Origin of the sequence: Pseudomonas putida, assembly GCF_003228315.1 — a bacterium.
Lineage (GTDB): Bacteria > Pseudomonadota > Gammaproteobacteria > Pseudomonadales > Pseudomonadaceae > Aquipseudomonas > Aquipseudomonas putida_S.
On the sequence record NZ_CP029693.1, the window covers coordinates 4175553 to 4188508 of the forward strand.

A 12956-nucleotide genomic window follows, 5' to 3' on the forward strand; every position below is an offset into this window, starting at 1 on the left:
CTATAACTCATTGGTAATTCGCCGGATATCCACGATGCCTGCTGCCAGAGAGACATTCCGTAATTGGTTCTATCGCCCGTGGTTTCTGGCGATGATGGCGGCTGTCCTGAGTGCAACGCTCCTGATGTCGGGCAGTTTGTTCATCGCCCTGCACCAGGTCGAGCAGAACGAAAGCCTGGAAATGAATGCCCAGGGCGAGCGCTTCCTCGCCCGCTTGGAGCAACTGTTCGGGCAACTGCGTGAAAGCCTCGACGACCTGGAAGCCCAGCCGCTTCGGGGCTGCGATGACGAAATGATCGCGACCTTGCAGCAAGTCACGTTCAACTACCGCTTCGTCTACGAAGCCGCGTACATGGATTCGACGCGCATCTGCTCCAACCGACCGCGACAGGAAGGTTTGTCGCTGGTACGTCCTCCCGACATCAAGGGTCCCACCTACAGCTACTGGCTGAACACCACCACCGAACCCGATGAAAACCGCGCGGCACTGATGCTCGGGCGCGGCAATTTTCGCGTCGCGACCTCCCGCGGGCATTTGACCGACATGGTCGATCTGTCGCCCGGCAGCAGCCTCTTGGTCGTCCTGGACCGTGGTACTCGGGCAATCCCCGTGCTGGGCGCCGCACAGGTGTGGCCGCCGTCCGAACACTGGCCACCGAAGAGCCGGGATGCCCTGCAAGTCACGCAGAAGCGTCTGATCTACCGCATGCCCACCGACAACCCGGAGTACCAACTGGTGCTCATCAGCCCCCGCGGCGGCACACACATACCGCCGATGTGGTGGTGGCTGCTCCCGGTCTGCCTGAGCTTGTCCCTGTGCGTAGGGTTCCTGGTGTTCCTGCTGGTGCGTCAGCGGCAGTCGCTGGATGCGGAATTGACCGGCGCCATACGCCGGGGCGAATTGCAGGTCCTGTATCAACCGATCTTCGACCTCGACAGTCGCAACTGTGTCGGCGCCGAAGCCTTGCTGCGCTGGCGCAGGCCGGACGGAACGCTGACCAGCCCTGACCTGTTCATCCCGATGGCGGAGAACACCGGGCAGATCCGGCAGATGACCGACTTCGTCCTGCAACGCCTGCTGGAGCAACTGGGTCAACTGTTGCGAGCCAATCCGCAGCTGTACATCTCGGTCAACCTGGCGGCCTGTGATGTGATGGTGCCGCGTATCGGCCAGGTGATGGCGCGCTTGCTGACCCTGCATCGGGTTGCCGCCCGGCAGATTGCCTTCGAGGTCACCGAACGCGGGCTGATCGACGTGGTGGTGGCGCGAGAAAACCTGCAAGCGCTGCGCGATGTCGGCCATCAGGTACTGATCGATGACTTTGGCACGGGCTATTGCAGCCTCGCCTACCTGCAAACCCTGCCCGTGGACTGCCTGAAGATCGACAAGGCCTTTATCGATGCGCTGGGCCATGACGCCGCCAGCAGCGGTGTCGCCCCGCACATCATTCATATGGCGCAGTCGCTGCACCTGAAGGTGATTGCCGAAGGCATCGAGCATGAGGCCCAGGCGGAGCTCCTGAGCAGTGAAGGGGTGAAATTCGGCCAGGGCTGGCTGTTCGCCCATGCCTTGAGCGCCGTGCAGTTCATCGAGTTGATTACCCGTGGCCGTCGGCTGGCCGGCCGACGCCTGGATGATGAAGCGTAAGGTGCGCTAGACGGTCAGCGCCATGTAGAACTGCGTGCCCTGCCCCGGCCGCGAATAAACGCCCATCCGCCCACCGTGCAACTGGACGATCTCCTTGCACAACGCCAACCCGAGTCCGGCGCCACCCTTCTTGCGGCCAACCTGCACGAAGGGCTCGAAGATTCGCCCCTGTTGCCCGTAGGCAATGCCCTCGCCGTTATCCTCGACACTGATGATCACCCGATCGCCATGGCGCCGAGCCTGCAAGCGAATGAGGCCACCGGCGGCGGTATGGCGCAGCGCGTTGTCGATCAGATTGTCGAGCACCCGATCCAGTTGCGGCTGGTCGGCCTGCAAGCGCGGCAGCGGCCCCTGCACCTCCACCAGCAACTCGATGCCCTTTTCCTCGGCGTCGCTGCTAAAGCGCAGCTGCGCCTGCTCCAGCAGGTCGTCGATGGAACAGGGTGCCAGGCTGAGCTTCTGCAGGCCGTTCTGGTAGCGCGAGAAATTCAGCAGGTCGTTGATCAATTGCATCAGGCGCTGCATTTCTTCGTTCACCGTATCCAGCAGGTCGGCTTCACGGGAGTCGGGGGCGAAATGCGCGCGCTCGCGGAACAGGCCAAACGCCATGTGCATGCCGGTCACCGGCGTGCGCAGCTCATGGGAGGCGCGCAGCACGAACTCGCTGCGCACCCGCTCGAAGGCACGCTGCTCGGTGACGTCATGCAGCACCATCACCGCGCCGAGAATATGTCCCTGGGTATGAACCACAGGCGTCAGGCTGAAGGTCAGCAAGCGGGTCTCACCGTCGACCTCGATACTCAGGTCCTCCGGTTGACGCTCCAGCGAGCCACCGCGCAGCACCATCTGTATTTGTTCATCGAGTTCGGGACGTTGCAGGGCCACGTCCAGCGCTTGCCCGACCCGATCAGCCTCCCAGCCCAATTGGCGCTGGGCCACCGGGTTGAGATGCTCCAGGCGCCCCTGGCGATCGATCATCAACAAGCCGTCGTCGATGCTGTCCAGTACGGCCTGCAAGCGCTGCTGCCCCGCCAGCAGCTCATCGACATTGGTGGCCTGGTGTTCGCGCAACGCCTCGGCCATGATTCCGAAACGCCGGGTCAGCTGGTTCAACTCGACTGCCGAGGACACCGGCAGCGTGACGTCGAAATTGCCCTGGCCGATATTGTCCGCCGCCTGCGCCAGCGCCTCGATGGGTTCACCGAAACGCCGGGCGATGGCATGGGCGGTCACGAAGCCGATAATCAGCACCGCCAATCCCACCAGCCCCAGCAGGCCAGCGATCAGCAAGGCACGCTCGCGGGCCTGACGCTCGGTATCGTTGATGTTGTCCAGCGCCCGCTTGTGTTCGGCAATCAGGCCATTGCGCAAGGCATTGAATCTGTCCGTGAGCTCGTCGTTGCCGCTCAGCACATGGGTGGTATCAGGCGCCACTTCGTACGCCTTGATGAAACTCAGGTAGTCCGCCTTGGCCCTCTTGAAGCCGAATTCGCTACTCTCGCCCTCCGGCTCCTGGGCAATGCCCTCCTCCAGCAACTGCAGATAATGCTGTTTGGAGGTTTCGAAGGCCGAAGAGTCCGGTTGCTCGCTGAGCATGATGATCAGCTGATCGCCCAGGGTCTGGCGCAGCTTGAGGCCGATATCCAGGGTGACGAAATTGTTGCGCACCAGCGCTTCCTGGGTACCGGCCATCTGCATCACGCTGACCAGGCCGAGCATCAGCCCAAGCAGCGCGACGGTGATCAGTGCGGAGATGCTCAGGAACAGCCGGGTCCGCAACTTCATCGCCAGTTTCATCAGCGGCTCACAAGTTGTATTGCTTGCGTTTGCGGTACAGGGTCGACGCGTCAATCCCCAGGGTCTTGGCCGCCTGATCCAGTGTGCCGGCGGTGGCGAGGACCGCACCGATATGCGCTTTCTCCAGCTCATCCAGACTCAGGGCTGCGCCGATGCGCGGCGCATTGTTGATCGGCGTTTCCGCCATCCCGAGGTGACTGACCTCCACCCGCTCCTGCGCACAGATGATGCTCGCGCGCTCCACCACATTGCGCAGTTCACGGATGTTCCCGGGCCAGCGATAGCCCAGCAGCGCTTCGCGGGCTTCCTCGCTGAAGCCCCGGGCCGGGCGCGCGTACTCTTTGACGAAGCGCGCCAGGAACCGGTCGGCCAGGGTCAGGATGTCTTCCCGGCGCTCGCGCAACGGCGGCAGGTGCAAGGTGATGACGTTCAGGCGATAAAGCAGATCTTCGCGGAAACGGCCGTCGCGAACCATGTCCTCGAGGTTCTGGTTGGTGGCCGCCAAGATGCGTACATCGGCGCGACGGGTGACCGGGTCGCCGACCCGTTCGTATTCCTTGTCTTGAATGAAGCGCAGCAACTTGGGTTGCAGGACAAGGGGAAAATCGCCGATCTCGTCGAGAAACAGCGTTCCGCCATCGGCCTGATTGACCCGCCCCAGCGTGCTTTCGCTGGCCCCGGTGAACGCCCCGCGGCTGTGGCCGAACAGCTCGCTTTCCATGAGCTCGGCGGTCAGCGACGGGCAGTTGATGGTGATGCAGGACTTCTTCGCGCGTTTGCTCCAGCCGTGAATGGCCTGGGACAGTTCGCCCTTACCGGTGCCCGACTCGCCGAGAATCAGGATATTGGCATCGGTGCCGGCGACCTGGCGGGCGGTTTCCAGCACAACCTTCATGGCCGGGCTGTGGGAGTCCAGGCCATCCCTGGGTTTGCGCACCTCGCCTTCCAGCGCTTCCAGGCGCGCCGACAACTGCCGCACTTCCAACTGTTTGGCGGTGGCCAGTCGCAACTGGTCCGGGCTGCATGGCTTGACCAGGTAATCCGCGGCACCGGCCTGAATGGCATCGACCGCCGTGTCCACCGCCGAGTGCGCGGTAACGATCACCACGCGCATCCAGGGCGCCTGAATGCGCATCTGAGCCAGGACATCCAGGCCGTTGTCCTCTCCAAGCCGCAGATCGAGGAAACACAGATCGAAAACCTGACGTTGCAGCAGCATGTCGGCCTGGGCGGCGCTGTTGGCCGTGGCCACGCTGTAGCCTTCGTCTTCGAGGCAATAACGGAAAGTACGCAGGATGGCGGACTCATCATCCACGAGAAGAATACGGCCCTGATGCTCCGTGGCTGATTCCATTTTCCTACGCTCCTTTATGAATGATCTTGGTTTAGTCCCGGAAAAATCGGGCAAGTTGCATGGTTCATTCTGATCCTTTCCTGCGATGACAGGATAGTTATCTCCTGCCGCACCGGTTTGCGCGCTGATTTCGTGCGCCTTTTATAGATAGGCACTTATCAAACGCCGGATCACGTTTATTTCTGACAGCTGCGCCCTTCTCTCAATTCAAAAATATTGCGCGGTCAGGCAGGTCGATCGTGCATTACGCACGACCGCGCGAAAGCCCATCGTGCAGGATGCGTCCGAAGGACAATACGCCATCATTTTAACTTATTGATTTATATGGATTTTTTGCCAGGAAAAATCTGGCACGCAGGCTGCAATAGCTGAAATATCGCAGGGCAACAACAAAACGCCCTCAACCGACTACCCCAAAGTGGGAGGAGCTTCAGGATGAATCGCCAACGTGCCACCCAATCGCGGCTTTCTCCCTTGCATCTGCAGCAAGGCCTGTTCGCCGTATTGGCATTGCTGATCACCTTGATTGCCGGTCAGCAATTTCTGCGCTGGGAACAGAACCAGCAGCAGGTAAGGCCAAGCGTGTCGTTTCAACACCCGACGCAAACCCACTTCAGTGCCGCCCGCAGCGGCATGGACGACAGCACTTCGATGCGAATGCTGGATGTCGACCAACACCAGACGATGGAGCAATCGCCTCGTCAGGAACGCTGGGTGTTCTAGATCCACACCCCTGACGCGCTCGAAGCGCCAGGCAACGCAAGACCTCTAAATAAATAGAAGCGTAAGGAGAATCACCATGTTGAGCTGGGCAATTACATTCTTGATCATTGCCATTGTCGCTGCCGTACTGGGCTTCGGTGGTATCGCGGGCACCGCCACGGGTATCGCCAAGATTCTCTTTGTCGTCTTCCTGGTGATGTTCATCGCTTCCTTCTTCTTTGGCCGTCGCGGCCGAGGCTGACCGGACACATGACAAGGAAAGAGGCGCAAAGCCTCTTTCCCGGTGCGCCCACCCGAGGAAGGCAGGCGCATGACCAGGGGGCCGGGACGTTCTGCCTGTTTCAGGGGCGGAGTGACCTACGGGTACAGGGAGTGCCTGCGCAAGGGTCGGGTCAGGAAAAGCTGCTGCGCAGGTTCGCCGATCTTCGATGAATCGACGGACCTGCGAAGAGCTTGAATAGGCAAAGCATTGAATTAGAGCGATCCATCGGTTTTTCGATCATCCCCGCTGCACCCCCTCCTTCACCGTCGGAAAAACACTTTCCCAGCGACCGTATATCGAGAAAAGACGCCATTGTCAGACAAGAAATTCGTCGAGTCCCAAGCTGAATTTTCCCGAAAATGACTCTTCGCAAATCTGATCAAAAAACACTCAAATAGCGCTGCAATGGCCGGTTCACGGCACCTATGTCTGCCGAAATGTCGTATTCGAACCGATTGCGACGTCGCTTTCAGCTAAAAGACCTCATGCCGATTCGGCATAGGGTAGGCGTTTACGGCATTAGACGTCGCTTCCTTGCATCGGAATAGTTGCGCCTTTTTTCGCCTGCCAGAGAGCCATAACAAGTGCTCCGGGGCTCCTTATACGGGGGCATTTGCACGCGACTCTTTCGCCACAAGCGGACACGGGTCGCGCAACTGCTCGAGTCAAACTGAAGTAAGGGTAAAGATATGAAGAAGGCAAAGCTTAGCCTCGCCTGGCAGATCCTCATCGGTCTGGTATTGGGGATTGCAATCGGTGCGTTGCTCAACCATTTCAGTGCCGAGAAAGCCTGGTGGATCAGCAACGTTCTGCAACCGGCAGGCGATATCTTTATCCGTCTGATCAAGATGATCGTGATCCCGATCGTCATTTCCTCGCTGATCGTCGGCATCGCGGGCGTGGGCGATGCGAAGAAACTCGGGCGCATCGGCCTGAAGACCATCATCTACTTCGAAATCGTCACGACCATTGCCATCGTCGTCGGTCTGGTGCTGGCCAACGTGTTCCACCCGGGCTCGGGCATCGACATGAGCACCCTGGGTACCGTGGACATCTCCAAGTACAAGGCGACCGCAGCCGAAGTCCAGCATGAGCATGCGTTCATCGAGACCATCCTCAACCTGATCCCGTCGAACATCTTCGCGGCCATGGCCCGCGGTGAAATGCTGCCGATCATCTTCTTCTCCGTGCTGTTTGGCCTGGGTCTGTCGAGCCTGCAAGCGGATGTACGCGAACCGCTGGTGAAGATGTTCCAGGGCGTGTCGGAAGCCATGTTCAAAGTCACCCACATGATCATGAACTACGCCCCGATCGGCGTTTTCGCCCTGATCGCGGTCACTGTGGCCAACTTCGGCTTCGCTTCCTTGCTGCCACTGGCGAAACTGGTGGTGCTGGTTTACTTCGCCATCGCCTTCTTCGCCTTCATGGTGCTGGGCCTGGTCGCTCGCCTGTTCGGCTTCTCGGTGATCAAGCTGATGCGCATCTTCAAGGATGAGCTGGTACTGGCCTACTCCACCGCCTCCTCCGAAACCGTGCTGCCGCGCGTCATCGAGAAGATGGAAGCCTACGGCGCACCAAAAGCCATCTGCAGCTTCGTGGTGCCGACCGGTTACTCGTTCAACCTCGACGGGTCGACCCTGTACCAGAGCATCGCGGCCATCTTCATCGCCCAGCTGTACGGCATCGACCTGTCGATCAGCCAGCAGCTGCTGCTGGTGCTGACCCTGATGGTCACCTCCAAAGGCATCGCCGGCGTACCGGGCGTGTCCTTCGTGGTGCTGCTGGCCACCCTGGGCAGCGTGGGTATCCCGCTGGAAGGCCTGGCGTTCATCGCCGGTGTCGACCGCATCATGGACATGGCCCGTACCGCACTGAACGTGATCGGCAACGCCCTGGCCGTGCTGGTGATCGCTCGTTGGGAAGGCATGTACGACGACGCCAAGGGCCAGCGCTACTGGAACTCCCTGCCGCACTGGCGCAGCAAAGAGAAGCTGCCGGCTGGCGAGACGTCCCGTAACTGATCAAGGCGTGTTGGTATCGGCTTTTCTGTAGGAGCGAGCCTGCTCGCGATAGCGGTGTTTCAAACAACAGATATGTTGAATGTGCCGCCATCATCGCGAGCAGGCTCGCTCCTACAGGGGTTTTGGGCCAGCCCCCAAATTCCGGTTGCCGACCAAAAACAAGCCAGACAAACCCCGGAGAAATCCGGGGTTTGTCGTTTCTGGCCACCCCGCTATCATTCGCCCATCTTTTGGGGGATTTGACTGATGCTCAATGGCCTGTGGCTTGGCTTCTTTATCGTGGCCGCCGTATCGGCGCTGGCGCAATGGCTGGTCGGCGGCAATGCCGGGATCTTCGCGGCGATGGTGGAAAGCATCTTCGCCATGGCCAAGCTGTCAGTCGAAGTCATGGTGTTGCTGTTCGGCACCCTCACCCTCTGGCTGGGCTTTCTGCGGATCGCCGAGAAAGCCGGGATCGTCGAATGGCTGGCCAAGGCCCTCGGCCCGCTGTTTCTGCGCCTGATGCCGGAAGTGCCGCCCGGTCACCCCGCCATCGGCCTGATCACCCTGAACTTCGCGGCCAATGGCCTGGGCCTGGACAACGCCGCCACACCCATCGGCCTCAAGGCCATGAAGGCCCTGCAGGAGCTCAACCCCAGCGACACCATCGCCAGTAACGCGCAGATCCTGTTCCTGGTACTCAACGCCTCCTCCCTGACCCTGCTGCCGGTGACGATCTTCATGTACCGCGCCCAGCAAGGCGCGCCCGATCCGACCCTGGTGTTCCTGCCGATCCTGCTGGCCACCAGTTGCTCGACCATCGTCGGCTTTCTGTCCGTGGCGTTCATGCAACGCCTTCGCGTGTGGGACCCGGTGGTGCTGGCCTATCTGATTCCCGGCGCCCTCGCCCTTGGCGGTTTCATGGCGTTGCTGGCGACGCTTTCTTCCGCCGCACTGGCGAGTTTGTCATCGATCCTCGGCAATCTGACGCTATTTGGCATCATCATGCTGTTTCTGGTGATAGGTGCGTTGCGCAAGGTGAAGGTCTACGAGGCCTTCGTCGAGGGCGCCAAGGAAGGCTTCGACGTGGCTAAGAACCTGCTGCCGTATCTGGTGGCGATGCTCTGCGCGGTGGGCGTGCTGCGGGCGTCCGGGGCACTGGACTTCGGCCTGGACGGGATTCGTCATTTCGTGGAGTGGGCCGGTTGGGACACACGCTTTGTCGACGCGCTGCCGACGGCGATGGTCAAGCCATTTTCCGGTAGCGCCGCCCGGGCGATGCTGATCGAAACGATGAAAACCTCGGGCGTGGACAGCTTCCCGGCGCTGGTGGCGGCGACTGTTCAGGGCAGTACCGAAACCACGTTCTATGTACTGGCCGTGTACTTCGGTGCGGTGGGTATCCAGCGGGCGCGGCATGCGGTGGGGTGTGCGTTGCTGGCGGAGCTGGCGGGTGTGCTTGGCGCAATCGGGGTTTGCTACTGGTTCTTTGGCTAACCACGCCGCCCTGTAGGAGCGAGCATGCTCGCGATGGTCGTCAACGATGACGCGTGCATTCTGGATAAACGCGGTGCTCCTGCCACCATCGCGAGCATGCTCGCTCCTACAGGGGGTTGCGTGGGCTCAGGGTCTTGGTGGCGGCGCCACTTTCTGCCCTTGCTCGACCGCCCATGCCACCACCTGCGCCGTCAGCTGATCGCTGGCCTGGCCGAACCCGGCCACCACCGCCGGCACCTTCACATCACTCAATGATTGGCGCACTTCAAAGCGTTTGCTGGCGAGTAGTCGCTGGTCATAACCGCGCACGAGCAGCGCATCGAACCGCACGACGACACTGGCGGCGGTCCCTTGATACTCCGCCTGAAACGCCTGCAAGCTGCCACCCAGCTCCAGATCTGCCTGGAAATTGCTGTCGTCGGTACTGAGCAGCGTCACCCGGCCATCACGCTGGAACCCATCCAGCAGGCGGTTACGCAGCAGTACCGGCGCCGGGTCGCTCCAGCGCGACGCCTTGTAGGTGCTGATCACATCGCCCGCAGGGATGACAGCGATATTCGGACTGTTCAGCGCCTCGCTGGCCTGGGGCTTGTTCAAGCGCAACGACCAGCGCAGCGGCGTGCCGTGACTGGCGGGCAGGGCGCTCTGTGCCGAGGGTAATCGATACAGGGTGAACGGCTCGGGCTCGGGCAGGATCGAGCAGGCACCGAGCAGCGTGAAGCTGGCGAGGAGGGCAAAGCGGGTCAGCTTCATGGGGTGAATTCCTTGTGCTTGTCGCTACCCAGCAGATAACCGCTGGGGTCGGCCTCCAGACGTCGCGTGATCGTCCTCAGTGAGGTCAGGGTTTCTCGTAGCTCACGCACCGCAGGGGCCAGGCCATTGAGGCCCTGCATGCCGCTGTTGAGCGAATCCTGGTTGGCCGTGATCAGCTTGTTGATCGTCGCGCTGCTCTGTTCCAGCGACTTCATCGCCTGTTCGGCACTGCCCAACATGTCCTTGCCATGCTCATTGAGCAGCCCGTTGGCATTGCGCATCAACGCCGTGGTCTGTTCCAGCATGCTGCCGGCCTGCTTGCCGATCGAGCCCAGTTGCTGCATGGCCTGGCGAATATCTTCGCGCTGGTCGGCGATGGTGCCCGTGGTGACGTCAAGATGTTCGAGGATCTTGCTGATATGTTCGATGTTCTGCTCGGAAAACATCTGGTTCGCGTTCTGCATCAGCGAGTTGACCCCGGACAGCAGATCATTGCTGTCGTTGATCAGGCGAGCGATGGGCGAGGGCTTGGCGACGATCACCGGCAGCTTGCCGTCCTTGCCCCTGAGTTTCGGACTTTCCGGCGTACCGCCACTGAGCTGGATGATCGACGTCCCGGTAACGCCGGTCAGCGCCAGCTTGGCCTGGGTGTCTTCCTTGACCGGGGTATCGCCGGCCAGGCGGATACGCGCCAGCACCCGGCGCGGGTCTTCGGGGTCCAGGCGCAGCGACACCACGTCGCCCACCTTGATCCCGCTGTACTGCACCGAGCTGCCGTTGGACAGGCCGCTGACCGCTTCGTTGAACACCACTTCGTAATCCTTGAACTCGGTGTCGACGCTGGATTTGGCCAGCCACAGGCCGAAGAGCAGGGCGCCTGCCACCACAATCACGGTGAACAGGCCGATCAACACATGATGGGCTCGGGTTTCCACGTCAGACCTCGTTGAACTGTTGGGCGGCTGTCAGCGCCGCGCGGCCGCGAGGGCCATGGAAGTACTCATGAATCCACGCGTCGTCGGTTTCCGAGACGACATCGATGGCATCGGCCACCAGCACCTTCTTCTGCGCCAGCACCGCCACCCGGTCGGTGATGGTGTAGAGGGTGTCGAGGTCGTGGGTCACCAGGAAAACGCTCAGGCCCAGGGCATCGCGCAGGGTCAGAATCAGTTGATCGAAGGCGGCGGCACCGATCGGATCGAGGCCGGCGGTGGGTTCGTCGAGAAACAGGATGTCCGGATCCAGCGCCAGGGCCCGGGCCAGCGCCGCGCGCTTGATCATGCCGCCGGACAGGGACGCGGGATATTTGTCCGCCGCCGACAACGGCAGCCCGGCCAGGGCCATTTTCACCGCCGCCAGATGCTCGGCGTCGTCGCGGCTCAGGCCGGCGTGTTCGATGAGGGGCAGGGCGACGTTTTCGGTCACGGTCAGCGAAGAGAACAGGGCGCCTTTCTGGAACAGCACACCGAAACGCCGCTCCACCAGCGAGCGCTCGCGCTCGGGCAGGCTGGGCAGGTTTTTGCCGAAAACTTTCACCATGCCCTCGCTGGGCTGGCGCAAGCCGACGATGCTGCGCAGCAGCACCGATTTGCCGCTACCGGAGCCGCCGACCACGGCGAGGATTTCGCCCTTGTACAGGTCCAGGTCGAGGTTCTCGTGCACACTCTGGCGGCCAAAGCGATTGCACAGCCCACGGACTTCGATCACCGCCTCGGCGGGCCCTCGGGGCATACGGTTCACCAACTGATCTCCATGAAAAACAACGCGGCCACGGCGTCGAGCACGATCACCACGAAAATCGACTGCACCACGGCGGAGGTGGTGTGTGCGCCCACGGACTCGGCGCTGCCACTGACCTTGAAGCCTTCCAGACAACCGATGGCAGCGATCAGGAAGGCAAACACCGGCGCCTTGATCATGCCCACCAGAAAGTGCTGAACACCGATGTTCGTTTGCAGCAACGACAGGAACATCGCCGGGGAAATATCCAGCGACACCGCGCAAACCAACGCACCACCGACAATCCCCGAGACCATCGCCAGAAACGTCAGCATCGGCAACGCCACCAGCAGGGCCAGGACCCGGGGCACCACCAGCAGCTCCATGGGGTCGAGGCCCAGGGTGCGGATCGCGTCGATTTCTTCGTTGGCCTTCATCGAACCGATCTGCGCGGTGAAGGCGCTGGCGGTGCGCCCGGCCATCAGGATCGCCGTCAGCAATACCGCGAACTCACGCAGGAAGGAGAACGCCACCAGATGCACGGTAAACACCGTGGCACCGAAGTTGGCCAGTACCGTCGCCCCGAGAAACGCCACCACGGCGCCCACCAGGAAGGTCAGCAGGGCGACGATGGGTGCGGCGTCGAGGCCGGTCTGTTCGATGTGCGCAATCATCGGCGTGACCCGCCAGCATTTCGGGCGAAACAGACCGCGCACGATGGTTTCGAGGATCAGGCCGACGAAACCCAGCAGTTGCAGGGTGTCCTGCCAGACGGTGTCCACCGCACGGCCAATACGCGTCAGCAATTGAATGCCGACGCTGATTTCCGGCTCCTTGATCGGCACGCAGAAATCGGTCAGCGAGCGATAGACCGTCTGCAGCAGGGCGCGGTCGGGGGCCGAAAGGGTGCAATCTGGGTGTTCGGCGGAGCGGCCCAGGCGCTCCGAGCCCAGCAGCTCCACCAGCAACGAGGCACCGGCGGTATCCAGGGCGCCCAGGCCGTTGAGGTCGATGCGGGTATTGGCGTCGTAGTGGCCTTCGAGCTTCTCGCTCAAGCGCTTGAGGTCGGCGTAATGGGCAAGCGTCCAGTCCCCGGTAACCCGTATCTGAGGCGGGCTAAGCGAGGTATCGAGTCGGGCATCGCCGGCCACTGTGTCGCTGCTCATAAGCTCCGTGCTTTCAAGTGATTACGCAGATCTACGT

At 61.4% G+C, this 12956-nt stretch carries 11 protein-coding genes; 5 read left to right on the forward strand and 6 right to left on the reverse strand.

Annotated elements, in window-relative coordinates; genetic code table 11:
* Positions 1-34 precede the first annotated feature (34 nt).
* Positions 35-1648 (forward strand): EAL domain-containing protein, encoded by a 1614-nt coding sequence (locus tag DKY63_RS19595; RefSeq protein WP_110965596.1) that lies wholly within the window; start codon positions 35-37, stop codon positions 1646-1648.
* A 6-nt stretch (positions 1649-1654) separates the two neighbouring features.
* Here DKY63_RS19595 and DKY63_RS19600 read toward each other — a convergent pair whose 3' ends face one another.
* Positions 1655-3445: a KinB sensor domain-containing domain gene (locus tag DKY63_RS19600; protein WP_110965597.1), complete on the reverse strand. Its 1791-nt coding sequence runs from the start codon at positions 3443-3445 to the stop codon at positions 1655-1657.
* A gap of 7 nt (positions 3446-3452) precedes the next feature.
* Positions 3453-4799 carry a sigma-54-dependent response regulator transcription factor AlgB gene (algB, locus tag DKY63_RS19605; RefSeq protein ID WP_110965598.1) on the reverse strand — a complete coding sequence of 449 codons (1347 nt, stop codon included), beginning with the start codon at positions 4797-4799 and terminating at the stop codon, positions 3453-3455.
* A gap of 435 nt (positions 4800-5234) precedes the next feature.
* On the opposite strand from algB, the gene DKY63_RS19610 reads away from it, so the two are divergent.
* From DKY63_RS19610 to DKY63_RS19630, 4 genes are all read left to right on the forward strand, one after another.
* Complete coding sequence (locus DKY63_RS19610; RefSeq protein WP_110965599.1) at positions 5235-5522, forward strand: hypothetical protein; 288 nt, start codon at positions 5235-5237, stop codon at positions 5520-5522.
* Between the two features lie 76 nt (positions 5523-5598).
* Entirely contained in the window at positions 5599-5763 is a 165-nt protein-coding gene (locus DKY63_RS19615) for a DUF1328 domain-containing protein (protein ID WP_003170804.1), read from the forward strand.
* A 710-nt stretch (positions 5764-6473) separates the two neighbouring features.
* Positions 6474-7805, forward strand: coding sequence for a glutamate/aspartate:proton symporter GltP (gene gltP, locus DKY63_RS19620; protein ID WP_110965600.1), 1332 nt, complete (start codon positions 6474-6476; stop codon positions 7803-7805).
* 246 nt (positions 7806-8051) lie between these two features.
* Positions 8052-9281, forward strand: coding sequence for a nucleoside recognition domain-containing protein (locus tag DKY63_RS19630; RefSeq protein WP_110965602.1), 1230 nt, complete (start codon positions 8052-8054; stop codon positions 9279-9281).
* 126 nt (positions 9282-9407) lie between these two features.
* Here the strand turns inward: DKY63_RS19630 and DKY63_RS19640 are convergent, their stop codons facing one another.
* Genes DKY63_RS19640 through DKY63_RS19655 form a run of 4 tightly spaced genes read right to left on the reverse strand, consistent with a single transcriptional unit; the run spans position 9408 to position 12919 of the window.
* Positions 9408-10034, reverse strand: coding sequence for an ABC-type transport auxiliary lipoprotein family protein (locus tag DKY63_RS19640; protein WP_110965603.1), 627 nt, complete (start codon positions 10032-10034; stop codon positions 9408-9410).
* Positions 10031-10969 (reverse strand): MlaD family protein, encoded by a 939-nt coding sequence (locus DKY63_RS19645; RefSeq protein ID WP_110965604.1) that lies wholly within the window; start codon positions 10967-10969, stop codon positions 10031-10033. The genes DKY63_RS19640 and DKY63_RS19645 overlap by 4 nt, the downstream gene beginning before the upstream one ends.
* Position 10970: 1 nt before the next feature.
* Positions 10971-11765, reverse strand: coding sequence for an ABC transporter ATP-binding protein (locus tag DKY63_RS19650; RefSeq protein WP_204354363.1), 795 nt, complete (start codon positions 11763-11765; stop codon positions 10971-10973).
* A 5-nt stretch (positions 11766-11770) separates the two neighbouring features.
* Positions 11771-12919, reverse strand: coding sequence for an ABC transporter permease (locus tag DKY63_RS19655; RefSeq protein ID WP_110965606.1), 1149 nt, complete (start codon positions 12917-12919; stop codon positions 11771-11773).
* Positions 12920-12956: the final 37 nt, after the last annotated feature.